The sequence below is a fragment of the Acinetobacter sp. 129952 genome, assembly GCF_056642055.1.
Genome location: NZ_JBWVSU010000001.1, coordinates 128218 through 152815, shown reverse-complemented (window position 1 = coordinate 152815; position 24598 = coordinate 128218). Strand labels below are relative to the sequence as shown.

At 44.0% G+C, this 24598-nt stretch carries 20 protein-coding genes and 1 tRNA gene; 17 read left to right on the top strand and 4 right to left on the bottom strand.

What is annotated here, in order from left to right; translation table 11 throughout:
• The first annotated feature begins 194 nt into the window (after window positions 1–194).
• The 4 genes from AC1IR0_RS00745 to rpmE all read left to right on the top strand — a co-directional run bounded on the left by AC1IR0_RS00745 (window position 195) and on the right by rpmE (window position 4311).
• Complete coding sequence (locus AC1IR0_RS00745; RefSeq protein WP_409652878.1) at window positions 195–2363, top strand: AmpG family muropeptide MFS transporter; 2169 nt, start codon at window positions 195–197, stop codon at window positions 2361–2363.
• A gap of 1 nt (window position 2364) precedes the next feature.
• Entirely contained in the window at window positions 2365–2766 is a 402-nt protein-coding gene (gene gloA / locus AC1IR0_RS00740; RefSeq protein ID WP_004279741.1) for a lactoylglutathione lyase, read from the top strand.
• Between the two features lie 144 nt (window positions 2767–2910).
• The gene (locus AC1IR0_RS00735; protein WP_222112002.1) at window positions 2911–3891 is read left to right on the top strand and encodes a bile acid:sodium symporter family protein; all 981 of its coding nucleotides are present in this window, start codon (window positions 2911–2913) and stop codon (window positions 3889–3891) included.
• Between the two features lie 195 nt (window positions 3892–4086).
• A complete protein-coding gene (gene rpmE, locus AC1IR0_RS00730; protein WP_004279743.1) occupies window positions 4087–4311 on the top strand; it encodes a 50S ribosomal protein L31 in 225 nt (74 codons plus the stop codon).
• A 100-nt stretch (window positions 4312–4411) separates the two neighbouring features.
• On the opposite strand, the gene AC1IR0_RS00725 is transcribed toward rpmE, so the two are convergent.
• The 3 genes from AC1IR0_RS00725 to epmB are packed head-to-tail and all read right to left on the bottom strand — an operon-like array spanning window position 4412 to window position 9336.
• Window positions 4412–6577 carry an EAL domain-containing protein gene (locus AC1IR0_RS00725; RefSeq protein ID WP_222112003.1) on the bottom strand — a complete coding sequence of 722 codons (2166 nt, stop codon included), beginning with the start codon at window positions 6575–6577 and terminating at the stop codon, window positions 4412–4414.
• Window positions 6559–8304 carry a GTPase gene (locus AC1IR0_RS00720; protein WP_253100365.1) on the bottom strand — a complete coding sequence of 582 codons (1746 nt, stop codon included), beginning with the start codon at window positions 8302–8304 and terminating at the stop codon, window positions 6559–6561. The genes AC1IR0_RS00725 and AC1IR0_RS00720 overlap by 19 nt, the downstream gene beginning before the upstream one ends.
• A 9-nt stretch (window positions 8305–8313) precedes the next feature.
• Window positions 8314–9336 carry an EF-P beta-lysylation protein EpmB gene (gene epmB, locus AC1IR0_RS00715; protein ID WP_409652884.1) on the bottom strand — a complete coding sequence of 341 codons (1023 nt, stop codon included), beginning with the start codon at window positions 9334–9336 and terminating at the stop codon, window positions 8314–8316.
• Between the two features lie 382 nt (window positions 9337–9718).
• On the opposite strand from epmB, the gene efp reads away from it, so the two are divergent.
• The 8 genes from efp (at window position 9719) to AC1IR0_RS00675 (ending at window position 18700) form a co-directional block, all read left to right on the top strand.
• The gene (efp, locus tag AC1IR0_RS00710; RefSeq protein WP_064095461.1) at window positions 9719–10288 is read left to right on the top strand and encodes an elongation factor P; all 570 of its coding nucleotides are present in this window, start codon (window positions 9719–9721) and stop codon (window positions 10286–10288) included.
• A gap of 171 nt (window positions 10289–10459) precedes the next feature.
• Window positions 10460–12559 (top strand): carbon starvation CstA family protein, encoded by a 2100-nt coding sequence (locus AC1IR0_RS00705; RefSeq protein ID WP_005246788.1) that lies wholly within the window; start codon window positions 10460–10462, stop codon window positions 12557–12559.
• Window positions 12560–12566: 7 nt separating this feature from the next.
• A complete protein-coding gene (locus AC1IR0_RS00700) occupies window positions 12567–12872 on the top strand; it encodes a YbdD/YjiX family protein (protein WP_171054308.1) in 306 nt (101 codons plus the stop codon).
• Window positions 12873–13306: 434 nt separating this feature from the next.
• A complete protein-coding gene (locus AC1IR0_RS00695; RefSeq protein WP_409652887.1) occupies window positions 13307–14269 on the top strand; it encodes an AAA family ATPase in 963 nt (320 codons plus the stop codon).
• Between the two features lie 12 nt (window positions 14270–14281).
• Complete coding sequence (locus AC1IR0_RS00690; RefSeq protein WP_409652889.1) at window positions 14282–15187, top strand: DUF58 domain-containing protein; 906 nt, start codon at window positions 14282–14284, stop codon at window positions 15185–15187.
• 13 nt (window positions 15188–15200) lie between these two features.
• On the top strand, window positions 15201–17195 hold the full coding sequence (locus AC1IR0_RS00685) for a transglutaminase TgpA family protein (protein WP_409652891.1): 1995 nt from the start codon (window positions 15201–15203) through the stop codon (window positions 17193–17195).
• A 47-nt stretch (window positions 17196–17242) separates the two neighbouring features.
• Window positions 17243–17319 (top strand) — tRNA-Val (locus AC1IR0_RS00680).
• Between the two features lie 343 nt (window positions 17320–17662).
• Complete coding sequence (locus tag AC1IR0_RS00675) at window positions 17663–18700, top strand: metallophosphoesterase (RefSeq protein ID WP_409652893.1); 1038 nt, start codon at window positions 17663–17665, stop codon at window positions 18698–18700.
• Between the two features lie 66 nt (window positions 18701–18766).
• Here the strand turns inward: AC1IR0_RS00675 and AC1IR0_RS00670 are convergent, their stop codons facing one another.
• On the bottom strand, window positions 18767–19189 hold the full coding sequence (locus tag AC1IR0_RS00670) for an OsmC family protein (protein WP_004280142.1): 423 nt from the start codon (window positions 19187–19189) through the stop codon (window positions 18767–18769).
• Window positions 19190–19336: 147 nt separating this feature from the next.
• On the opposite strand from AC1IR0_RS00670, the gene crp reads away from it, so the two are divergent.
• The 5 genes from crp (at window position 19337) to clpB (ending at window position 24569) form a co-directional block, all read left to right on the top strand.
• Window positions 19337–20044, top strand: coding sequence for a cAMP-activated global transcriptional regulator CRP (crp, locus tag AC1IR0_RS00665; RefSeq protein ID WP_004280141.1), 708 nt, complete (start codon window positions 19337–19339; stop codon window positions 20042–20044).
• 172 nt (window positions 20045–20216) lie between these two features.
• Window positions 20217–21266: an NADP(H)-dependent aldo-keto reductase gene (locus tag AC1IR0_RS00660; protein ID WP_114541778.1), complete on the top strand. Its 1050-nt coding sequence runs from the start codon at window positions 20217–20219 to the stop codon at window positions 21264–21266.
• A gap of 137 nt (window positions 21267–21403) precedes the next feature.
• Window positions 21404–21613, top strand: coding sequence for an antitoxin Xre-like helix-turn-helix domain-containing protein (locus tag AC1IR0_RS00655; RefSeq protein WP_005107328.1), 210 nt, complete (start codon window positions 21404–21406; stop codon window positions 21611–21613).
• A gap of 25 nt (window positions 21614–21638) precedes the next feature.
• Complete coding sequence (locus tag AC1IR0_RS00650; RefSeq protein WP_243474838.1) at window positions 21639–21761, top strand: MbcA/ParS/Xre antitoxin family protein; 123 nt, start codon at window positions 21639–21641, stop codon at window positions 21759–21761.
• A 228-nt stretch (window positions 21762–21989) separates the two neighbouring features.
• Window positions 21990–24569, top strand: a complete 2580-nt coding sequence (gene clpB, locus AC1IR0_RS00645; protein WP_409652897.1) for an ATP-dependent chaperone ClpB — start codon at window positions 21990–21992, stop codon at window positions 24567–24569.
• The last annotated feature ends 29 nt before the right edge of the window (window positions 24570–24598 follow it).

Sequence of the window (24598 nt, the reverse complement as noted above, 5' to 3'; positions counted from 1 at the left end):
GAAAATCCAAAACGAAATATTACGTTGATGAGAGTTAAGGTATACAGATTTACTTGAAAAATTCAAGCCAACATGTCGCTTTTGCCAGAAAATAAAAAACCGGAAATGTGATAAATATATAAATCTTGTTGAAAGATACGCTATTACAGGATTGAATAGCAGCAATTGGTTTTTCTGCGGAAAATAATAAAGCAATGACAACACAAACGACGGGTTGGAAATCCGCATTTACAGCATTTTTAGATCGACGTGCATTGATCATGCTGTTCTTGGGATTTTCGGCTGGTGTGCCGATTCTTCTGATTTTTTCCAGTCTGTCTTTATGGTTAGGTGAGGCCGGAATCAGCAAAAGTGCAGTAACTTTCTTTAGCTGGGCCGCATTGGGCTATTCATTTAAATTCGTCTGGGCACCGCTCATTGATGAACTTCCTGTCCCATTTCTGACCAAGGCTCTGGGACGTCGTCGTGCCTGGTTGCTGATTGCGCAGATTCTGATTGTCTGTGCCATTTCCATTATGGCCTTTTCTGATCCGGCTTTGGGTGCCACACATTTACAGCAAATGGCGCTCGGTGCAGTCCTGCTTGGTTTCTCCGCAGCAACGCAGGATATTGTGATTGATGCCTACCGGATTGAGCTGGCGGAAACCCAGATGCAGACCGTATTGGCTTCCACCTATAATGCAGGTTACCGGATCGGGATGATTGTGGCCGGTGCTGGTGCCTTGTTTCTGGCGGCCTATTTGGGAACTGCGAAAGGCAACTATATCTATGATGCCTGGAAATGGACCTATCTGGCGATGGCTGCTGTCATGCTGGTCGGTATTATCACCACACTGTCCATTCGGGAGCCGCAGGTTGACCGTGTGCGAAAACACTATGTGCGCAGTGATTATTTCCGTTTAGTCGCCGTATTTTTTGTGGCGGTGATCAGTTTTGTCTTGAGCTATATCTATTCGGGCAATCTGGTGGCCAGCATCACCGAACAATTCGCCATTCAAGATACCTTTGCCTTGTTCTGTTTTGAAGCTTTGCGCTTTGTTGGCTCGGGTGCAGTGGCCTTTGCGATTGGTGCAAGCTTGGTAAAAATGGGTGCGGTTAACAAGCAAATGGCCTATGAAACCTGGGTCAATCCGGTTGCAGATTTCTTTAAACGTTATGGCTTGAAACTGGCATTGGTGTTGTTATTGCTGATCGGTTTTTATCGGGTTTCCGATATTATTGCCGGCGTCATTTCCAATGTGTTCTATCAGGACCTGAATTTCAGTAAAGAACAGATTGCCGAGGCCGTTAAAGTCTATGGGGTGATTTTCTCTTTAGTCGGTGGTTTCCTTGGCGGGCTCTTGGCCCAGAAGATGAACATCATGAAACTGATGTTTGTCGGTGCCGTACTGGCCTGTTCTACCAACCTGATTTTTATCGGCCTGGTCAAGTCTGGTGAAAAACTGGCAGCTGTGGAAGTTAAAGCCGGTAATCAGGTTTATCAGGCAGAGACCGATGAAGTGGGTTACTGGAAGCTAGATGTACCGAGTGCAGTGCTGGCGCAGAGTAAACAGTTGCAAGTCTCAGCCGCTTATCTTAATACAGATAATACCAATCAAGCGCCTGTGCAGGTCAATATGCCATATTTGACCGCACAACAGGGCAGCACCCAGTTACAGATCCTGCCGATCACCAGTGACAATACCATCACTGTAGCTGAACAGGAGAAGACCATTGTGGTGCGCGGCCAGTATGTAGGGGAAGCACTACAAGAGAATCAAATAATTGTTTTGCAAATCAATGATCAGAATATTGAGGCAAAACTCGAAAGTGAAGGCGTATTTACTGCAGCGATTCCTGCACAACAACTGATTCAGTCACCTGCACATATTATCAGTGCCGTCCTGATGCAAGATGGTCAAGCACTACAGCAAACCATACATGTTTATCAGGTCAATGATCACTTGGCCAGTACCCAGAATCTAGATCTCGATATTCAGCCTTTAGCGGTCGTAGATGGCAGCAGTTCAGATACAGTCGAAGTCAGTGGTAAGGTAATTAAACCTTATAGCGACAAGTGGCTTTATTTTGCTATTATTGTCGACAATCTGGCTGCTGGGCTGGCTGGTGCTGCGTTTATTGCATTCTTGTCGAGCTTGACCAGTGTGTCTTTTACCGCTGTTCAATATGCGATTTTTAGCTCACTCATGACTTTGACCCCTAAGATTTTAGGCGGATATTCGGGTACTATAGTCACCAATATCGGTTATCCGAATTTCTTCCTGATGACTACTCTAATCGGGATTCCGATCCTGATTCTGGTGGTTTGGGTCGCAAAACTGCTCGGTGAACACCAACAACAATCTGTACAGAAGGATGATTAATATGCGCATGCTGCATACCATGTTACGTGTAGGCAATTTAGAACAATCTCTCAAGTTCTATACTGAAGTACTTGGCATGACTTTGCTTCGTAAGCGTGATTACGAAGAGGGCCGTTTTACCTTGGCTTTTGTCGGTTATGGCGATGAAGAAAATCACACCGTACTGGAATTGACGCATAACTGGGATACAGACAGCTATGAACTGGGCAATGCTTATGGTCATATCGCGATTGCAGTTGATGATGCTTACAAGGCTTGCGAAGAGATTAAAGCGCGTGGCGGTAATGTGGTGCGTGAAGCCGGTCCGATGAAAGGTGGCGTGACTGTAATTGCATTTGTAGAAGATCCAGATGGCTACAAGATCGAGCTGATCCAGCAAGACAACAATGCACGTAATAACTAAGTGTGATGTAGCGAGATATATGAAATGCATTCATGTATAGATGAAAATATTACATCAATCTGAGTGCATAGCATGGGCCCGGCATCTGTTAAGATAGCCGGGCATTTTTATATCAAACAATAAAATCTGAGGGATTATAGGGATATGCTTAAGTTCTTGGCATTGGATCGGTTTACGATACTGTTGTTTGTGATGGTTTTGCTAGCCAGTGTGTTGCCAGTTTCGGGGCAGGCGGCTGAAGTCTTTGGCTGGGTGACGACAGGAGCGATCGCCATCCTGTTTTTCCTGCACGGCGCCAAACTGTCTCGTGAAGCTGTGCTGCAAGGCATTATGCACTGGAAATTGCATACTTTGGTTTTTGCGCTAACTTTTGCTTTGTTTCCAATTCTCGGACTTTTGGCCAAGCCGATTTTATTACCGATGCTCGGACAGGAACTATATTGGGGTTTCCTGTTTATGTGTTTCCTGCCATCCACTGTGCAGTCCTCGATCGCATTTACTTCGGTGGCTCATGGCAATGTCGCCGGGGCGGTATGTAGCGCCTCTTTTTCCAATTTGATCGGTATGTTTATTACCCCATTATTGGTGGCATTTTTTATTCTCGGTCAATCTGATCATGGTTTTGATCCGACTTCATCGATTATCCAGATTACACTGCTGCTCTTGGTGCCGTTTATTTTAGGACAGATTCTGCGTCCATGGATCTATCCACAAATGATGAAAATGCCAAAAATCGTCAAGGTCTTCGATCAAGGCTCGATTTTACTGGTGGTGTATGGCGCTTTTAGTAGCGCCGTAGTGGCTGGTCTGTGGAATGAAGTGAGCCTGAGTACCTTGTTGCTGCTATTGCTGGCTTGCTCGGTGTTACTCACCATTGTGATGTTATTATCACTTTATATTCCACGCTGGCTGGGCTTCAGCCGCGCTGACCAGAAAACGGCATTCTTTTGTGGTTCTAAAAAAACCCTGGCCAGTGGAGTACCGATGGCGCAAATTTTATTTATTGGCCAGCCGCTGGGCATGATTGTCCTGCCGATCATGATTTTCCATCAGATTCAGTTGATGGTCTGCGGGATTATTGCCAATCTGTGGGCCAAAGAGGCTGGATCAGAAGCTGAAGAATAATTCGCATATTGAATTCGTTTCACGTATAATGACGCCCACTTGTTGTGCTTAGCTCTGACGGTATCCGTCTCGGTGGGCCAAAAGAATGGTCTGTTGTGGTGTTGATCTGCATGAACGATGTTCCTGCTTCCTCATTTGAGAGTGATCAATAGCGATGACAGCTAAACCTTCTTGAATCTAATGGAGTAATCGACGATGCGCGCCGATATTCACCCAAAATATGAAACTTTAGTTGCTACTTGTTCATGTGGTAACGTAATCGAAACTCGTTCAGCTCTTGGTAAAGAAACTCTTTATCTAGACGTATGTTCAGCTTGCCACCCATTCTACACTGGTAAGCAAAAGAACGTTGACACTGGCGGTCGTATCGACAAGTTCAAACAACGTTTTGCTGGTATGTCACGTTCTGTTAAACGTTAATACCCAAAATGAAAAAACGGGCTTTAAGCCCGTTTTTTTTGTGCCTGCAATTTAAAAAATTATCATTCGATTTCCTAAATGCGCAGGCTTGTACAAGATCTTAGTGATCTTGTACATCAATCAAATGATCGAGTTTTTTCTGGAAATAATTCCCCTGAATAAAGCGGGCATCCACGTTCCAGGCATTCGCGAAAAGTGTCATATCATTTAATTCACGAATCAGGATATTGAGTGGCTTAATTTCGTTGTAACTGGTGATTTTTTCCTGTAACTGCTCAATCTCGGTGTCTTTATTAAGCATATTGGTTAAGCTCGAATGTAAGCTAACACCATCCAGTTCCAGTTCGCGCAGTAAATTTGGACTGTACATTGATTGACCAAAATCACGAAGTGCAATCAGCGCACCATGTTCATACAGCACTCGTAGATATTTTTGTGCATCTTGCTGATTCAGTAAAATATCTTCTTCTGAGAATTGCAAGATTAGCGGGTGCTTCACTTTGCTGCGAATAATCGTAATCAGCTTGGAAATAAATTCCGGGAAGGTGCGGTCTTTAAATAGCACGGCACGGTTCAAATTGACAATTAAGCTTGCATCAGGATACTGGGTAATAAAGTTGTGTAGCTGTTTACTGGCCTCAACCAGAATCCAGCGATCCAGTTTAATGGACAGTTCATCATCTTCATGAAGTTCTAAAAGGCTAGAGATATCCTGCCATTTATTCTCAAAAATAAAGCCACTGGTCACTTCATAGGTATATAAACGCGTATCTTCTTTATCATAGAGTTGCTGATACTTTAAATGGATCTCGCCACGTTCTAGACATTCACTTAAGGCTTTCAAAATAGAAGGTGTAGCGTTAGGAATAGAGGTGACTGCTGGACTGACAGCTGCAACTGTTGAGCTGGTAACTGGTGTTTCAGCAACACTGAAGTCTATACTCGGCATATCTAAAGAGCTTGGACTGCTCAGTGAGGCTGGAATGTCGAGTTTAAATTCAGGTACAGCTTCTGCTTGAGGTAAAGATGTCGAGAATGCTTGTCCAATCAGCGTATTGCAGTGCATTTCATCCTGTAAACCCTGTTCAAGCGTGACATAGCCTAAGCGCAAATTTAGAGGGAATGACTTTTGTCCCACTGTAATGAGTTGCGGTTTGCTTAAGGCATTTAAACTGATCAGTTTGGATTCAAGAATTGCTTTAGAGTCTGCCTGGAACAGACCGACAACGACATCATATTCCAGTTTAAACAGGGGAATATGGGTCTGTTCCTTGAGGAATTCTTTGACTGCATCAAAGTACCCATTAAAAGTGGTCCAGTCAGACTGTAGAACTTCCGGATCATATGCACTTAAAGAGAAAGTGACCAAGGCATTCACTGGTGCAGACTGCTTGTTCAGTTCACGTTTAAGTGACTGAAAAACGCTTGGTTTTCCAGGAGTCTTCTCAGAAGAAACTGTTTTAGATTGGGTATCAATGCTAATTTGCACTGCATCTTCTTCAGCAGTTGAAGGCAAGAATTCCAATTTTAATGGGTTAGATGCGGACACATGCGGATTCAGAGACTGAATCTCGACTCGACCTAAATCAAATTGACCCTGAGAAATCTTTTTGAAACGCGTTTTAAAATCATTCAAATCTGAAGGCTGGAGCAGATCCAGAAGCGGTAGGCCAATAATCTCATCTTCATTTTGCAAGCCAAACAGTTTCAGGTAGTCCGCATTGGCCTGAATATGAATCCCTTCCTGAATGGTGGCAACAGCACGGTTGCTGTCGTCTACTAAAGATTGTGCCTGAATTTGTGCTGTTTCCAGCTCAGTCATTAAATGTTGCTGAGACTGTGACAAACGGCTAAATGACAATGCTCGGACCAGTCCCACATAAAAGCGTTCCAGGTAGTCAAAATTGAGAATGTCATATACCCCTTTACGGATATATTGCGCATATTGTTCAGCCTGGTAATCATCCGGTTTAAGCAAAATCATCGGCAGATTAGGTTGCTGCGAAAGGCGCACCAAACTTAAGGCCTGTTCATATTTCAGGTCGTAGGCACGTCCAAAAATAATCAGATCCCAGTTGAAATTTAATTGTTTTTCAAAAGATTGCAGATCATCCAGCAGGACAGCATCCACCTGATAATCATTACTGGTCAGCAGATCACGGATTTGGTTATATCTAATTTGATTATCATCAATAATCAGTAAACGTGTTTCAGTACGTTTTAACTTTTTAGACAATAATGGATTTCTCACTTCAATGCTTCCCATAAATCATGATTTCTGCTTTCATTCATGTGCTGATCGATAAAGTTTTCGATCATCTCTTCTTCCTGATCATTCAATAATTCATAATCAAAACGGATGAAACTCTGCGTAATCAGTTGTGCTTTGGTCAGATAGATTTTGAGTTCTTCCTGACCGAGACGTAAATGAATGGTTTGTTTTTCCCTAAACATCTGTGAACCAGAGACAATCAGGCTGGTCGAGACCTGATCCAGTTGCGTCATTTTCACCAACAGGGCAGGCTGATAGTTGACATGATGACGTTCGGTACGGGTATAAGCTGCACAAGGAAAGAGCTCTTGTGCCAAAATTTCCAGCCCGATTTCTAGGCTCTTATCCGTTGACTGCTTGATCCAGCGAATCACACCGCCACGCCACTGGCTCTGGGTTTTTTCCTGAACCAGAATAAATTCACCAGTTTTTAAATTGGCAGGTGTAATACCAGTCCATTTAATCCGGTAACCATTGACACTAATATCCAGAACTTCAGCGCTATGAATCTGTTTCGTTTCGCGATCGAGCGCCTTGATACTGCTAAAGGCACTTGGAATCGTATTTTCCATCGAGCTGACAAAACTGCTTTCGCTCTGGAAATTATAATTGGCATCGAGTTCCAGGGTTTCATTGAAGTTTTTACCTTTAGACAGGTAAAAATGCGCCACGCTCAAGCCAAAGCAGATATTGATCTGTGCTGAATATTCATAACGTTCATGACGACGCTCGACATTGTTCGAGAGCAGATTGTAGATATGAAAATGCAGTGCAGGGGTCAGGAACAGTTTTTCATTCCGCGACAGATACTGCGCATTTTTGCTTTGAGTACCCGTTAAATGATCCATCAGGTTCTGGGTGGAAATATAGAAGCTCGGCTGAAACTGTGGCTCTTGATGGGTATTAAAGATCGGTGGATGATCTTTGCTGGCATCGACCACATAACGGGACAGCGTGGTTTCCTTCGGCAAGATCTGCACCAGTTTGGCCCAGTCAAAACTGCATAGATACAGGCCCTGAATTTCTGCAGGCCGGATCTGATGAGTATTGAAGATATCCAGTAAAATCAGCTGTGCATAGGCATGTGCAATATTTTGGATTTCATGCTGGGTGCCTAATACCTGATTGATATTACTTTGATAGAAATTGTTGTCTATGGCACATTCAAGCAGTTGATGGGCAGCCAGCCATTGTCCCAGACCTGGCGTGCTATACAGCATATGCTGTTGATATAACAGAAGGGTGAGTTGTTGCAGGGCATAATAAATCGACACCATCCGGGCAGTTTGAATGCTCTTCTTTTTGCCTAGAGAAAATAGCGAAAACTTCTGATGGGTCAGCTGATGATTACAGCGTTTGACGATATCGATATAAATTTTGGCAAAATGACTGCGCAGCAGCATAGCCAGCTCAATAATCTGGTCATTCCGGTCGGAAGTGATCAGGCCCTGATTGACGAAATGCTTTTCCAGACTGGTCAGGACATTTTCAAGGGTGGGATGCAAGACCTGAATCAGGTCAAAGCGCAGGGTTTCTGTACATTTCAGCTCGGAAACTTCCAATAAGGCATTAAACAGGGATTTGGATGAATTCCCCAGCTGTAGAATCGAAATCCCCGCAACCCATTCCTGCAAAGCCTTGGCAGTGGTTGGGCAAAAGCTCAACTGCTCTCGTTTAAGTTCCGTCGGTGTCTGAAAAATGTCTGAAGTATGCGTGCTCATCTTTATTATTTAACTCAAAAATGTTGAAACCCCAAAAAGCGGTGTCTTATTCTTCTCGCCCGCTATTTCTCGAACCAGTTTAGGAACCAAATACCCCGGAAGGTTCGCTAAAACTTCTGTATAAATCTCATTAATATGGTCAGGCACCAAATCAAAATGATGCGCACCTTTTACTTTATCAAGTACATGTAAATAATAAGGCATGACCCCGGCATCAAACAAGCGATAGCTTAAATCCACTAAAACCTGAGCAGAATCATTCACCCCGTTTAATAAGACCGCCTGATTCAGAACGGTGATCTGCTGTTGAACCAGTTGGTTTAAACGCTTGCAAGTGAAGTCATCCAGCTCCGATGCATGGTTTGAGTGTACCACCAGAATAATACGTAGCCTACTGTTTTTTAACATGCTAAGTAGCTCTTCGTCGACTCGGTTGGGGATCACAATAGGAACTCGTGAATGTATTCTTAAGAATTTGAGATGTGGTACTGATTCTAGTCGTTCAATCCAGGTTTTTAATTTCCGGTTCGATAAGGTTAATGGATCACCGCCGCTCAGAATTACTTCATTAATATCAGGCTGGCTTTCCAGATATTGCTTGATATTTATCCAGTCTTCGTTTTTAGGCAGATTTTCCTGATAGGGGAAATGTCGGCGGAAACAATAACGGCAATGCACTGCACAGGCACCAGTCAAGGTCAACAGGAAACGGGATTTATATTTATGCAGTACGCCGGGTTGCTGATTGGCTTGTTCTTCGCCCAAGGGGTCGGTAACAAATCCCGGATGTTCTTCCAGTTCCAAGTGATGGGGTAGCACTTGTAAAAGAAGCGGATCTAAAGGATTTCCGACCTGCATTTTGCCCACAAAAGCACGCGGCACACGCAACTTAAACTGTTCAGAAGCTAAAATGGCACCTGAGAGCAGTTGCTCTGGTGCAAGTTGCAGTACTTCAAGCAGTTCGCGGGGATCAGTGATCAGGTCGCTGAGCTGTGATTGCCAGTTTTGTTCTTGATATAAATAGTCTGTCATGCTGGAAGATTAACAACAATAAGTGAGAGGACAAAGCCTGATGGGCGCAGTTTAACAGTTTGTGCCGAAGCGCAATAATCCACTGCGCTGTAAAATAAAGAGCGATTCAGCTATGCTGATCTTGGTGCTCGCCTGATGGTATTTTAACGTTGAGCAAGACATGAATAAACAAAGGATTTTCATTTCTGATTGTAACTTAAACAGCCTGAGCGGGTGAAAGCGGATTTTTTCATTGCGGCAAAGTGTATTGCTCATTTAGAATACGCAACATCAAATGAATGTGCATGTGGCAACTCAATGTTCGTGTCAGACTTGCTAAATGACATCGCAACAGCCCATAGCATCTATAGATTAAAGTTAGTAAGTTTGGAGTGCGCCAGTCATGGCCTATTATTCTACGAATGATTTCAAGTCAGGCCTTAAGGTTATGCTTGATGGCAACCCATGTTCAATCATGGAAAATGAATACGTAAAACCAGGTAAAGGCCAAGCTTTTAACCGCGTAAAATTACGTAACCTTAAATCAGGCAAAGTGTTAGAAAAAACATTTAAATCTGGTGACTCACTAGAAGCTGCTGATATCGTTGAAGTAGAAATGGAATACTTGTACAACGATGGCGAAATGTGGAACTTCATGGATCCTGTTACCTTTGAACAGATCGCAGCTGATAAAACAGCAATGAGCGATGCTGCAAAATGGTTAAAAGACGATTCTAACGAAAAATGTACCATCATGTTATGGAATGGCGTGCCTCTTAGTGTGAGCCCACCAAACTTCGTGGTATTGAAAATCGTTGAAACTGATCCAGGTGTTCGTGGTGATACTTCTGGCGGTGGTGGTAAGCCGGCGAAACTTGAAACAGGTGCTGTGGTACGTGTTCCATTATTCGTACAGCAAGAAGAAAGCGTTCGTGTAGATACCCGTACTGGTGATTATTTAGAACGTGCATAATGGTTTGAAAATAGACTATTATCGAGAGGGATGATTTAAATCATCCCTTTTTTTATGCCAAAGTCTTAGAGGAAAAGCGAAAGAACAGGCGTAAAGTCGCAAGGGAAAACAGCAGTACCTCGAACAACAACAATCACGCTGATTTGTATGCATCACAATATGAGGGATTGAATGGAAACTTTACAAAAGAAGTCGACGCTGACTTCGAAAATGATTTGGCTTTTGGTAGCCATTGTGGGTGCAGTCTCTTTTGGAGTTCTAGCACTGAGTCGGGGTGAGCATGTCAATGCAGTCTGGCTGGTGCTTGCCGCCGCCTGTGTCTATAGCATTGCTTACCGTTTCTACAGTTTGTTTATCGCCACCAAAGTATTTGAGCTGAATGAACGCCGTTTAACGCCTGCGCATCGTCTGGCCGATGGTCTGGACTATGTGCCGACCAACAAAAGCGTTCTGTTTGGCCATCACTTTGCAGCGATTGCCGGTGCAGGTCCTTTAGTCGGTCCGATCTTGGCAGCACAAATGGGCTATTTACCCGGTACGATCTGGCTGTTAGTCGGTGTGGTGCTTGCCGGTGCGGTACAAGACTTCCTGGTGCTGTTTATTTCCACCCGTCGTGACGGTCGTTCACTGGGGGAAATGGCAAAACAGGAACTGGGTACTTTTGCCGGTATTATCGTGATGCTCGGTGCCTTGGGCGTGATGATCATCATTCTGGCGGTATTGGCACTGGTGGTGGTGAAGGCCCTGACCAACAGTCCATGGGGTGTATTCAGTATTGCAGCCACCATTCCGATTGCGATCTTTATGGGCATCTATATGCGTTTTATCCGTCCGGGTAAAATTGCTGAGGTCTCGATTATCGGTTTTGTGTTGATGATGCTGGGCATTATCTACGGTGAAAACATCGCACAACATCCATATTGGGGTCCGTTCTTTACGCTTTCTGGCACTGAGCTGACTTGGGCACTGATCATTTATGGTTTCATTGCATCGGTACTGCCAGTCTGGCTATTGCTTGCTCCACGTGATTATCTGTCGACCTTCCTGAAAATTGGCGTGATTGCAGGTTTGGCCGTGGGTATCCTGTTTGCCATGCCTGAAATGAAACTGCCAGCGATTACCAAATTCATTGATGGGACTGGTCCTGTATTCGCAGGTTCTATGTTCCCATTCCTGTTCATTACTATTGCGTGTGGTGCGATTTCCGGTTTCCATGCCTTGGTTTCTTCAGGGACGACACCGAAACTGGTCAACAACGAACGCGATATCCGTATGATCGGTTATGGCGGTATGTTGATGGAATCTTTTGTAGCGATCATGGCTTTGATCTGTGCTGCAATTCTGGATCCAGGAATTTACTTTGCCATTAACTCACCAGCCGCATTACTCGGTACTACAGCCGAAAGTGCAGCAGAAGCAGTACGAACCCTTGGTTTTGTGGTAACGCCTGAAGCCTTGACCTTACTGGCACAAGAAGTCGGTGAAAACTCGATTTTGTCACGTACTGGTGGTGCGCCTACCTTTGCAATTGGTATGGCACATATCATCACTGAAATTTTCAACAGTCGTGAAATGATGGCGTTCTGGTATCACTTTGCGATTTTGTTTGAAGCACTATTCATCCTGACTGCTGTAGATGCGGGTACGCGTGCCTGTCGTTTCATGGTGCAGGATACTGTCGGTATTGTGATTCCAGCAGTAAAACAATCACATAATTTCTTCGGAAACCTGTTGGGTACTGCGGTTGCAGTGGCAGGCTGGGGCTTCTTCGTCTATCAGGGCGTAGTCGATCCACTCGGCGGGATTAACAGTTTATGGCCGCTGTTTGGTATTGGTAACCAGATTTTGGCTGCGATGGCGCTCATTCTTGGTACTGTCATTCTGTTCAAGATGAAAAAACAGAAATATGTGTGGGTGACAATTATCCCGACAGTGTTCCTGTTCATCACTTCCATGACAGCAGGCTGGCAAAAGATTTTCCACGAAAATCCAAAGATTGGTTTCTTGGCGCAGGCAGATCGTTTCAACACGGCGATTGCCAATAATGAAATCCTAGCGCCAGCGAAAACTGTGGCAGAAATGCAGACGGTAGCGATGTCGAACCAGATTAATGCTGCACTCTGTGCTTTTTTTATGATTGTAGCCTTTGTCATGTTGTTTGCTGCAATTCGCGTGATCCGTCGTGCATTGGCAAATCCTGAGCCATCTGTACATGAAGCAGAAGCGATTTATCGCGATCCTGAAGAGATTCAGCCAGCGAAAGGTCATTAAGGGGAATATTATGAATCTGAAGTTTGCCAAAAGCGGGAAAACGATGATTTATAAAATCATCAAGATGACCGTAATGTCACAAAAGGATTTAATACTGAATCCGAAAAACTGGTCGCGGATTGCGACCTTGTGGCAACGTTTGCAGCAAAGTTTCCGTCTGATGGTCGGTGTACCTGATTACCAGACCTATGTGGAGCATATGCGCAAGCATCATCCCGATCTGGAAGCCATGGACCCGAAAACATTTTATCGTCACTGTGTGGATTCCCGGTATCCATCTGCGGGCGGTGATATGAAGAAGTGTCCGTGTTAATTGTTAAGTCATAATAAGCGCCTTTCGGGGCGCTTTTTTATTGTTTAAAACTGCTAGGGAAATAGACGATTCGGTTAAATCTGATGTCATTGATTGAGCTAACCGAGAAAATTTTTATAAAAATCCAGGGAATCACTTAAGTCTCTATACCTTTTAAGTATGATTCTTTTCAAATAGATAAATAAGCGTATGTCGATATTTTGACATTGGCGCGAAAAGAAAAATGATCGCTATTTGTGTCGATCATTTTATTTGTTTTCTGCGCTTCTTACTTCTTTTCAACCTGATCATTTTGACTCTTCTATTATTTGAATCCTCGTCATTTTCTAATAACTATTTTTCACTTAGTTACACAGACAGATAATTGATCTTTTGGGAAAATTTAAATTTCAGTGTATGTTAATCTTAGGCCATGTTTTATTAAGGAATTTATTGTGATCTGGGGCATGAAACAAAAGGAAAATAACGACATTGCACACATCGATACAGTGCTTGAACAAAAGATTGCAAGTTATGCACCCAAGATCCAGCGTTTTTTTGAAGAAGTTAATGCCATTGTGTTGGATAAGCAGGCCCAGACCACACTGGCACTCTGTTGTCTGATTGCAGGCGGACATGTCTTATTTGAGGATTTACCCGGGTTGGGTAAAACCACATTAGCCAGCAGTCTGGCACATCTAGCAGGATTGAAGTTCCAGCGCATCCAATTTACCAATGACATGCTGGCCAGTGATGTCATCGGCATTAACATGTTTAACCAGAAAGAACATCAGTTCGAGTTTAAACAAGGCCCGATTTTTACTCAGATTTTACTGGCAGATGAAATCAACCGTTGTAGTCCCAAAACCCAAAGTGCCTTACTCGAAGCCATGGAAGAAGGCTATGCCACCATTGATGGCGTACGCTATGCCTTACCGAAACCTTTCTGGGTGATTGCGACACAAAACCCGCTATTCCAAAGTGGTACTTACGCTTTGCCGGAATCCCAGCTAGACCGTTTCCTGATGCGTTTATCTTTGGGGTATCCATCACGCCATGCAGAAAAACTGTTATTACAGCAGGAATCCCGTTTTGCCCTGATTGCAAGTCTGGCGCATATTTTTACCGAAGATGAAATTCTGGATCTGCAAAGTCTGACGCATCAGATATTTATCAGTGAAGCGATTCAGGAATATTTGCTTGATCTGGCAGAAGAAACCCGTAAAAGCCGTCATGGACTTTCTACGCGTGGCCTTCTGGCCTTGAAGCGCGCAGCACAAGCGTATGCTTTGATTCAGCAACGTGCTTTTGTCACACCAGATGATGTGCAGGCTGTATTTGTCGCGGTGACTTCGCATCGTCTGGGGTTGAGTGAAGCTGAAACTTTTAATGTCATACAACAGGTTGCGGTCAGCTAAAGGAGTCCTCTCTTGGATAAAACCTGGCAAAAATGGCTGGCCAAACGCTTTCAATTTTCACAGCAGAAACAGCTCTCGCAGAAAGATGTCTTGGTATTTATTTATCAACAGGGCTATCTGTATCTGGTCTTGATCTTCATCACCTTTGTGGCTGGGGTGAACTATGCCAATAACCTGATTTTAGGTTTCTGCTTTTTAATCAGTGCGGTGCTGTGTATCAGTTTTTATCTGACTTTTAAGCAATTGCATGACCTGAAAATTGAGTTGATCGCAGATGATGTGGGGCAGGTCGGTCATAGCCTGAATCTGCATCTTTATTTTCAACAACAGCAACTTCGCCCCCGTTATTTGTATATCAAAGCAGGGAATCAGCTAGCGAAAGTTTATCTGAATGCAGCAAAGCAGCAATTTATTCTGCCATTTTATGCAGAGCAACGTGGCAAGTTTGATTACCCGGTGATTCAGATTTATTCGGTTTATCCCTTTGGTTTAGTTCGAGCCTGGACCTATCTTTATCATCAGCATTCGGCTTGGATCGCGCCTAAAGCTGAGGTTTTTAGCACAGAAAATAAATATCATTTCAACCGTTTTGAACCGGATATGGATGAGTTCCTTGAATTGCGCAATTACCAGTCAGGTGATTCCTTGCAGGCGGTGTCCTGGAAGCAGTTTGCGCGTGGACAAGGCCTGTATGTCAAAGTCTTTGAGCAATATGAGGATGAACACAGTATCGAGATTCATTATGCACATATGCCGAGTCAGTCACATGAAGAAAAACTTGAATTTGTGATGGGTCTGGTCGAGCAGTGCGAGCAGCAGCAATGTGCGTATAGTCTGCATTTGCCACAGGCCGAATTGCCTCAGGGCGCAGGTGAAGAACAACTGCGGAAAGCCAAACAATTGTTGGCGCAGGCCTAAGGCGGGTAAATTCATGATCAATGCAAAAATCCGTACCTCGATTGTGCTGACTTTGGGCCTGATTCTCATCGCCCAGATGGCATTTATTCCGGTTCTACTCAGTATTATTTTTGCGATTAGTATTGTATGTATCTGGATTTTCCTGAAACGTCAGCAGCCATTTCCCAAAACGGGCACTTTTCTACTGACGGCTTTGGCACTCGGCAGTATTTATTTGAGCCATCATAGTTTTATTGGTGTTGAGGCTGGGGTAGCAGTTTTATCTACTTTTTTATTTGCTAAATCACTGGAAAGTAAAAATAAACGTGACCTGATTATTCTGTTTAATTTTGCCCTGTTTGTTGCTGCCAGCTCATTCCTATATAGCCAATCTTTTGGGATGGCGATTGTGATCGTGCTGTGTTTAATCAGCTGTCTGATTGGTTTGTACCGGATTCAGACTAGCGATTTTGAGCAGGAGCAGATCACTCAGCGCGCAGCATTGCAACAGGATGCCAAACATGTGGGCAAGTTTATCTTGTACGCTGTTCCATTTTTTATCTTGCTGTTTATTTTCTTTCCGCGCTTGCCACCACTTTGGCATATTCCCATTCCTGAAAATAAGGGTGTGACCGGCATTGGCGATAGTATGTCACCTGGGGATATTGCTGAATTATCCCAATCCAGTGCCCTTGCTTTCCGGATTATTGGTGATATCAGCAAGCTTCCGCCACGCTCAGAACTCTATTGGCGAGCCTTGGTGCTAGATGAATATGATGGGCAACGCTGGACCAGCAGTTTCGTCAATCAGCAGCCTTTAATGCGACAACCGATGGATACTTCACCCGTACCTACAGGCTGGAACTACCAATATCTGGCTGCGGATCCTTCGGTGTTCTGGATCATGGGGTTGGAAAAATCGATACCTGTGGAACGCCGTTATTATAACCGTCAGGATTGGAGCATTGTGCCGAGACGGCTCACGCAACGTGTTGAACCGATTTCGTTACAATGGATCGGAACGGGATATGACCCTCAGGCTTTGCCAACGCAATATATCGAGCGAACGAATACTCAGGTGCAGCGCCGACTTGACCCGCGAGCGCAACAATTAGCACAACGTCTCTATACGCAAAGTGCGGAAGATCCTCGGCGTTATGTACAGAAAGTCTTGAACTGGTATCAGCAGAATAATTTTGTTTATACCTTAAAGCCGGGCCAATTAGGACAAAACCGGATTGATGAGTTCCTGTTTAATTCCCGGCAAGGCTTTTGTGAACACTATGCCTCGAGTTTCGTGATGTTGATGCGTTATGTCGGGATTCCTGCACGGGTGGTCACCGGCTATCAGGGGGGGGAGTTGGCACCAGATCGCATGAGCTGGGAAGTCCGGCAGCTCGATGCGCATGCCTGGACAGAGGTCTGGATTGATCAGAAATGGCAGCGCTTTGATCCAACCGCTATGATTGCTCCACAGCGCATAGATGATGGCATGCAAAATCTGCTTTCGCAGGATGCATGGGGATCGGCAAATCAGTCGACCTGGAACTCGCAACATAATCTATGGATCACCAAACTACGTGTTTGGAGCGATTATGCCAGCTACCAATGGCAAAGTAAGGTGGTGGGTTATAATGCAGAATCACAACAGAGCTGGTTATCAAAATTAGGACTCGGTTCAGTTTATTCGAGTGTCATAATTTTACTGGGCAGTATTGCACTATTGATTTTGGCCTATATCTTCAGAATTTATCTAAAAGCCCGACAGGCGCAACCTCCATTTGATCGTGCGATTCAACAACTGAATCAATCTTTAGCTGACGATCTCAAAAAACAGCCCGCTGAAACTTTTCATCACTGGATGCAGCGTTTATCCCAACAGACTCAGGTTGAAAACCAGACAGCATTTATTCAAGCTATCCAAATCTTTGAAAAAAATCTGTACTCGGGAATCTCAACAACTGAGCAAGAAGTGAAAAAATTCAAGGATTTGCTTAAAACTTGCGCGGACGTTTTAAAAACTAAATGAAAAGGCTTGTTTTCGGTCGGAAAAATTTATAATATGCCAAGCATTCTAGGTGTATAGCTCAGTTGGTTAGAGCGCTACGTTGACATCGTAGAGGTCAGCAGTTCGAGTCTGCTTATACCTACCAAGATTCTAAAAGCTCATTCTAAGAATGGGCTTTTTTTATTACGCTATTGAAATGTAATTTTTTTTTATTTCATAAGTATTTCAGCCTCCACTGAACTAAATATCAAATATAAAAATATCAGATCAAGCTCTTAAATATTCAAGCAGCATAGTCGGCATTTGCCAATACTTTTAAGAACAAGATAAGCGTCTTCATAAAAATTAAGCTCATGATTTCACTTAAACTTACAATACTGAACATTGATTTATTTAAATGATGATTCATTCTGTATTTAGATCTTCATAAATTTAAAGGATACTTATTAGGGATATATTCTGTTTTAGACTTAATTCAGGATGCATAAATGAAGTACTCATTTATACAGCAGGCTTTCACTGGTCCCGTGGATATCGTAGGGGATATTCATGGTGAGATTGCCGCGCTGGAACAACTGATCCAGGTATTAAGTTATGACCGGAATGGTCATCATCCAGAACAGCGCAAACTAATTTTTGTCGATGATCTATGTGACCGGGGGCAAGACAGTATTGCGGTGATCAAACGCGTCAAACAGCTGGTAGATGAAGGCTATGCACAATGTGTGATGGGTAATCATGAATTGAACCTGTTGACCGATACTTTGCGGGAAGGCAATGGCTGGTTTTTTGGTTCACCGCATCAGGATGATCTGAAACCTTTTGATTCGATCCAAGCCTCAGTCAAAGATCGACAATGGATTCTGGGTTTTTTAAATAGCTTATCGTTGGCCTTGGAGTCGGAGCAGCTGCGTGTTGTGCATGCCTGTTGGCATCAAGGATCAATTGATCAATTACGCAATTCTGGTTTTACTTCACTTGGTGAAGCCTATGCTAATTTTGCTCAGCATACAGCGCTGGATCTGCAAGCCTTAGGTATTAATGAATTAATACAGAATGAACAGCAACAATACCAACACCAGTTCAAAGACCCAGCTGCAACTTTACCTTTATTGCAACATCTCGCAGAAAAAGAGCTACGTGAGCAAATGCACAATCCGATTCGGGTCATTACTTCTGGTGCGGAAAAAATCGCCTTAGAACCGATTTATGCCGGTGGAAGGTGGCGGATGATCGACCGCGTGCCATGGTGGGACAGCTATACCGACCAAATTCCAGTCATTACTGGACATTATTGGCGGAACTTTAAATCTACTGAAGAAAAAACCGGTTTACTCAAATCGATCGATGCACTGCAATGGTATGGACAGCAACAAAACGTATTTTGTGTGGATTATTCAGTGGGTAAACGCTATCTCGATCGTCAACAGGGTGTCGCGTTCAGACATCGACTCGGCGCCTTAAGATTTCCAGAAAATATCTTGAGCTTTGAAGATGGCAATCAGTATTCAGTTCAGCGGTTCTGAGAAAAGGCAATTTTCTGATACAAAAAAAGCAGCTTTTCCAGCCGCTTTTTTTACAGAATCTAGATTTTATTCTGCTTCGATTATTTCATAATCATGGGTGATTTCAACACCGCCATCAGACAGCATTTTGCTGGCAGAGCAATATTTTTCAGCAGAAAGTTCTACGGCTTTTGCGACCTGTTTCTCTTTAATCGCTTTGCCGGTCACTACAAAATGCAAGTGAATTTTCGTGAATACTGCCGGAATTGTATCTGCACGTTCAGCCTTTAATTCGCAGCGTACATCGGTAATATCCTGACGAGCCTTCTTTAAAATGGTAACAATATCAAAAGACGCACAACCGCCCAGACCCGTTAAAAGCAGTTCCATAGGACGGGGACCACGGTTTTCACCACCGTATTCAGCTGAACCATCCATGATAAGGCTATGACCACTTTGAGTTTTTGCTTCAAAAGCAACATTCTCTAACCAATGAACGCTTGTTTGCATTGCAACTACCTAAAAAAAGCTATAAATTTGTCAAGTAACTGTACACTAACATAAATTGGGTTGATACGGAATTTCAATCCCACTGTGTGACAAGTTCACATTAGGTCTTGTGCGATCTATAAATTATCCATAATCGGAACTGTTAGCATGACTTCAAACTTTTCACAATTAAGCACTGATGCGCTTTCTCCGGGGCAATTACCAGAATCCGTGAAAGCACTGTTAAAACGTGCATATATTAATCGTTATCCAAAACGTACCACGATCATTGATGCAGGATCAGAATCTAAATCTTTATATTTAATTCTGAAGGGGTCTGTATCTATCATTCTTCGTGAAGATGATGATCGTGAAATTGTCGTGGCTTATTTAAATGCGGGTGACTTCTTTGGGGAAATGGGTCTATTCGAGGTTAATCCACAACGTACTGCGGAAGTTCGTACGCGTGATGTGTGTGAAATTGCCGAAATTACCTATGAAAACTTTCACGAAATCAGCAAGCAATATCCTGATCTGAGCTATGCGGTATTTGCTCAATTAGTACGTCGTTTGAAAAATACCACACGTAAAGTCACTGATCTGGCATTTATTGATGTTTCAGGCCGGATTGCACGTTGCCTGATCGACCTGTCTTCACAGCCAGAAGCGATGATTTTGCCGAATGGCCGTCAGATTCGTATTACCCGTCAGGAAATTGGCCGTATTGTTGGCTGTTCCCGTGAAATGGTGGGTCGCGTACTGAAAACGCTAGAAGAGCAGGGCATGATCGAAACCGATGGTAAAGCCATCCTGATCTTTGATGCTTCACTAGAAGAAGCGTCTGAAGCAGTGGCAGATGGTGCCATAGACGAATAATCCAGATATTAAAAAGCAAATCTTCGGATTTGCTTTTTTATGCGTCATTACTTAATACATAAAAATTTAGAACAAGCTTCTCAGAAAAGATGATTTAAGCTCCCCTTATAATTCCGATAGGCTATAGCCCACTTGATCTCAATTCACTGAATAAAATTCACAGGATGTTTTTATGCAATTCAGACCGTTGGCGGATACCGGCATTCTTTTGCCAGAAATTTGTTTGGGCACCATGACCTTTGGTGAGCAGAACACGCAAGAACAGGCTTTTCAGCAACTGGATTATGCTTTAGATCAGGGACTGTATTTCTGGGATACTGCGGAAATGTACCCGGTACCGCCAAAACCTGAAACGCAAGGTGCTACCGAGCGTATTATCGGGAACTGGATCGCTGCACGTGGTGGCCGTGACAAACTCTTTTTAGCCTCAAAAATTGCCGGACCATCGCAAGGTGGTAGCCATATCCGGGATGGTCAAACCCGTTTCGTTGCCGATGAAATTTCAGCAGCCATTGACCAGTCATTGTCACGCCTACAAACGGATTATATTGATCTGTATCAGTTACACTGGCCGCAACGCCCAACCAATTTCTTTGGCAAGTTGGGTTATGGCAATGCTGAAGCGGCAGAAGACCGTGCCGTAACGGATCTGGAAGAAACCCTGACTGCCTTGCAGGATGAAATTAAAAAAGGCCGTATCCGTTATATTGGTCTTTCCAATGAAACCCCGTGGGGCACGATGAAATTTCTGCACCTCGCAGAGAAATTAGGTTTGTCCAAATTTGTCAGTGTACAAAACCCATATAACCTGCTGAACCGTACTTATGAAATTGGCATGTCAGAAATTGCCCGATATGAAAATGTAGGTTTGTTGGCGTATTCACCTTTGGCATTTGGTTATCTGACCAGTAAATTCCGTCATGGTGCGCGTCCTGCCAATGCACGTGTAACGCTATTCTCCCGCTTTAGCCGCTATAGCAATCCGCAAAGTGAATGGGCAACCGAGCAATATGCCCAGCTGGCAGAACAGCATGGCTTAAGTCTTACCCAATTGGCTTTGGCCTTTATCAAGCAGCAGTTCTTTGTGACCAGTACCATTATCGGTGCGACCAATCTGGATCAGCTGAAAGAAAATATTCAGGCATTTGAAATCGATCTATCAGAAGAAATTCTTAAAGCTATTGAAGATATTCACCGTCAGCAGCCGAACCCTGCACCTTAACTTTGTGCTGATTGAAATGCACCCTCCTATGAGGGTGTTTTTATTTTAAGAATTAACAAAGTTGAGTCCACACAACCTAGATGTCAGAAATTAAAAACGGCATAATCAAATGAACATAAGAAGATGAGCTTTAAAAAATGAATCCAGAAGCCACGACATTACCAACTACAGTATTAGTGAAAGCCACGAGTCGAATAGCCGAGCAATTACAGCTTACGCAATCGGAACTTGCTGCCATTCTCGGCGTCCCGGAGCAAGAGGTATTATCGCTTGTGCAAATGGATGATTTAGCTCCGCATACGAGTGAAGGAAAACAGGCACTCGCTTTATTATCAGCAATTGTTTAAGCTTGCTGGTGGCGATTTTGAAGTAATGCGCCTTTTTATCAATTCACCCAATCGCTCTCTAGATGATCAGTTACCACGTAGGCTGATCCAAACGCCGCAAGGATTCAGCCAAGTAATCGATGTTCTGGAACGGATGCGACACATTTAAGTCGTCTTCATTGATCAGAAAGGAAATTCAATACAGGTCATCTGAACAAGCAGATAAAAATTCTATTTGGCGCTCTTGAAATCTGCTTTATATATACCAATATTATTACTGATATCTGTCTTCTAATATAAATTAAGTTTTTGAAAAATATATAAAAATGATTTGAAATTTTATCAAGCGTACCCATATATCCATCAAGTAGAAAATTTGTTGTGAGGAATAACAAGAATGCGTTTTGAAAAATTTACCAATCGCCTGCAGCAAACCCTTTCCGATGCGCAATCGTTGGCCATGAGCAAGGACCATACTTCGATTGATGGAATTCACATCTTGGCCACCTTGATGGACGAAGCATCCAATGTCAGCCTGCTGCAACAGGCCGGTGCTAATCTGCGTGAGCTACAAACCAAGCTGCAAACAGCATTGAGCAATGCGGCAACCCTGACCAATCCATCAGCAGATATCAACCTCAGTCCTGAAGCGGCAAAAGTATTGCATCTGGCAGACAGCTTTGCGCAAAAAGCCGGAGATGAGTTTTTATCTACGGATTGGGTGCTGTTGGCGCTGGCAGAAACCGGAAATACCAAAACCTTATTAAATAGTATTGGCGTAAAGGCAGAGACTTTAGGCCAAGTGATTAATCAATTTCGAGGCGATGAAAAAGTCATGAGCAATAATCATGAAGATCAGCGTGATTCACTGAATAAGTACACCATTGATTTAACTGAACGTGCGTTGGCAGGCAAGCTTGATCCTGTGATTGGCCGTGATGATGAAATCCGCCGTACCATTCAGGTCTTATCACGCCGTACCAAAAATAACCCGGTACTCATCGGTGAGCCAGGGGTCGGTAAAACTGCAATCGTCGAAGGTCTGGCGCAGCGGATTATCAATGGTGAAGTGCCTGAAGGACTCAAAGGTAAACGTGTTTTATCACTTGATCTGGGTTCTTTGCTGGCCGGTGCCAAATACCGTGGTGAGTTTGAAGAACGCTTAAAAGCCGTTCTGAAAGATATTGCCAAACATGAAGGCGAAATCATCCTGTTTATCGACGAGTTGCATACCTTGGTGGGTGCCGGTAAAGGTGATGGCGCGATGGATGCCGGTAACATGCTGAAACCTGCGCTGGCCCGTGGCGAGCTGCGCTGCGTCGGTGCGACCACACTGGATGAATATCGTCAGTATATTGAAAAAGATGCAGCGCTGGAACGTCGTTTCCAGAAAGTGCTTGTCGATGAGCCAAGCGTGGAAGATACCATTGCGATTCTGCGTGGTCTGAAAGATCGCTATGCGACCCATCACGGGGTACAGATTCTGGATTCCGCGATTATTGCTGCTGCGAAAATGTCACACCGTTATATCACCGACCGTCAGTTGCCGGATAAAGCCATTGACCTGATTGATGAAGCAGCATCGCGCATCAAAATGGAACTCGATTCTAAGCCAGAAGCTTTAGATAAACTGGAACGCCGTCTGATTCAGTTAAAAATGCAGCTGGAAGCGGTGAAAAAAGATGAAGACTCAGGTGCCAAAGCTGAGATTCAATACTTGTCCGATCAGATCGCCACAGTTGAAAAAGAGTATCATGACCTGGAAGAAGTCTGGCGTGCAGATAAAGCGCTGGTCGAAGGCAATAAAGACGTACAGATCAAACTGGATCAGGCACGTACAGCACTTGAAAAAGCGCAACGTGAAGGTGATCTGGGCGAGGCCGCGCGTTTGCAATATGGCGTGATACCAGAGTTGCAAAAGCAGCTTGAACTGGCTGAAAAAGCCGATGAAAGTGCAACGCCAAAATTGCTGCGTAACAAAGTCACCGACAATGAAATCGCAGAAGTGGTCAGTGCAGCCACAGGAATTCCTGTGGCGAAAATGCTGCAAGGCGAGCGTGACAAACTTCTACATATGGAAGAATTTCTGCATAACCGTGTGGTAGGGCAAGATGAAGCCGTAGTTGCGGTGTCTAATGCGGTGCGCCGTTCACGTGCCGGTCTGTCAGATCCGAACCGTCCAAGTGGATCATTCCTGTTCCTGGGGCCAACGGGTGTGGGTAAAACAGAATTGACCAAAGCCTTAGCGAACTTCCTGTTTGACAACGACGATGCCATGGTGCGTATCGATATGTCGGAATTTATGGAAAAACATTCGGTGAGCCGTTTGGTCGGTGCGCCTCCGGGCTATGTCGGTTATGAAGAAGGTGGGGTGCTTACTGAAGCCGTACGTCGTAAACCGTATAGTGTGATCTTGTTTGATGAAGTCGAAAAAGCGCATCCGGACGTATTTAACATCTTGCTACAGGTACTGGATGATGGCCGTTTAACTGACTCGCAAGGCCGGGTAGTGGACTTTAAAAACTCTGTGATCGTCATGACTTCGAACCTGGGTTCGCAGGATGTACGTGAATTGGGCGGTAATGCCACTAAAGAAGAAGTCCGTACGGTGGTGATGAATGCGGTATCGGAACATTTCCGTCCAGAATTTATTAACCGTATTGATGAGCTGGTAGTGTTCCATGCGCTGGAAAAAGACCAGATTCGCGGTATTGCCGATATCCAGTTGAACCGTTTACGTCAACGTCTGGCAGAACGCGATATGCGCTTGTCGGTAGACGATACTGCCTTCGATCAGTTAATCGATGCTGGCTTTGATCCGCTGTATGGTGCACGTCCACTGAAACGTGCAATCCAGCAGCGTATTGAAAATGGACTGGCTCAGAAAATTCTTGCAGGAGACTTCCAGCCGGGCGATACCATTCTGGTAAAAGCTGAAGCAGGTGAGTTAATCTTCGAAAAAATGAAACTTAACTAAACCGGTTCTCCTTGCAACAAAAACCCAGC

Bases quoted from the DNA above. Each gene is read 5' to 3' on its own strand.
- AC1IR0_RS00745 (WP_409652878.1), top strand. From the start codon at position 195: ATGACAACACAAACGACGGGTTGGAAATCCGCATTTACAGCATTTTTA.
- gloA (WP_004279741.1), top strand. From the start codon at position 2,365: ATGCGCATGCTGCATACCATGTTACGTGTAGGCAATTTAGAACAATCT.
- AC1IR0_RS00735 (WP_222112002.1), top strand. From the start codon at position 2,911: ATGCTTAAGTTCTTGGCATTGGATCGGTTTACGATACTGTTGTTTGTG.
- rpmE (WP_004279743.1), top strand. From the start codon at position 4,087: ATGCGCGCCGATATTCACCCAAAATATGAAACTTTAGTTGCTACTTGT.
- AC1IR0_RS00725 (WP_222112003.1), bottom strand. From the start codon at position 6,577: ATGGGAAGCATTGAAGTGAGAAATCCATTATTGTCTAAAAAGTTAAAA.
- AC1IR0_RS00720 (WP_253100365.1), bottom strand. From the start codon at position 8,304: ATGAGCACGCATACTTCAGACATTTTTCAGACACCGACGGAACTTAAA.
- epmB (WP_409652884.1), bottom strand. From the start codon at position 9,336: ATGACAGACTATTTATATCAAGAACAAAACTGGCAATCACAGCTCAGC.
- efp (WP_064095461.1), top strand. From the start codon at position 9,719: ATGGCCTATTATTCTACGAATGATTTCAAGTCAGGCCTTAAGGTTATG.
- AC1IR0_RS00705 (WP_005246788.1), top strand. From the start codon at position 10,460: ATGGAAACTTTACAAAAGAAGTCGACGCTGACTTCGAAAATGATTTGG.
- AC1IR0_RS00685 (WP_409652891.1), top strand. From the start codon at position 15,201: ATGATCAATGCAAAAATCCGTACCTCGATTGTGCTGACTTTGGGCCTG.
- AC1IR0_RS00675 (WP_409652893.1), top strand. From the start codon at position 17,663: ATGAAGTACTCATTTATACAGCAGGCTTTCACTGGTCCCGTGGATATC.
- AC1IR0_RS00670 (WP_004280142.1), bottom strand. From the start codon at position 19,189: ATGCAAACAAGCGTTCATTGGTTAGAGAATGTTGCTTTTGAAGCAAAA.
- crp (WP_004280141.1), top strand. From the start codon at position 19,337: ATGACTTCAAACTTTTCACAATTAAGCACTGATGCGCTTTCTCCGGGG.
- AC1IR0_RS00660 (WP_114541778.1), top strand. From the start codon at position 20,217: ATGCAATTCAGACCGTTGGCGGATACCGGCATTCTTTTGCCAGAAATT.
- AC1IR0_RS00655 (WP_005107328.1), top strand. From the start codon at position 21,404: ATGAATCCAGAAGCCACGACATTACCAACTACAGTATTAGTGAAAGCC.
- AC1IR0_RS00650 (WP_243474838.1), top strand. From the start codon at position 21,639: ATGCGCCTTTTTATCAATTCACCCAATCGCTCTCTAGATGATCAGTTA.
- clpB (WP_409652897.1), top strand. From the start codon at position 21,990: ATGCGTTTTGAAAAATTTACCAATCGCCTGCAGCAAACCCTTTCCGAT.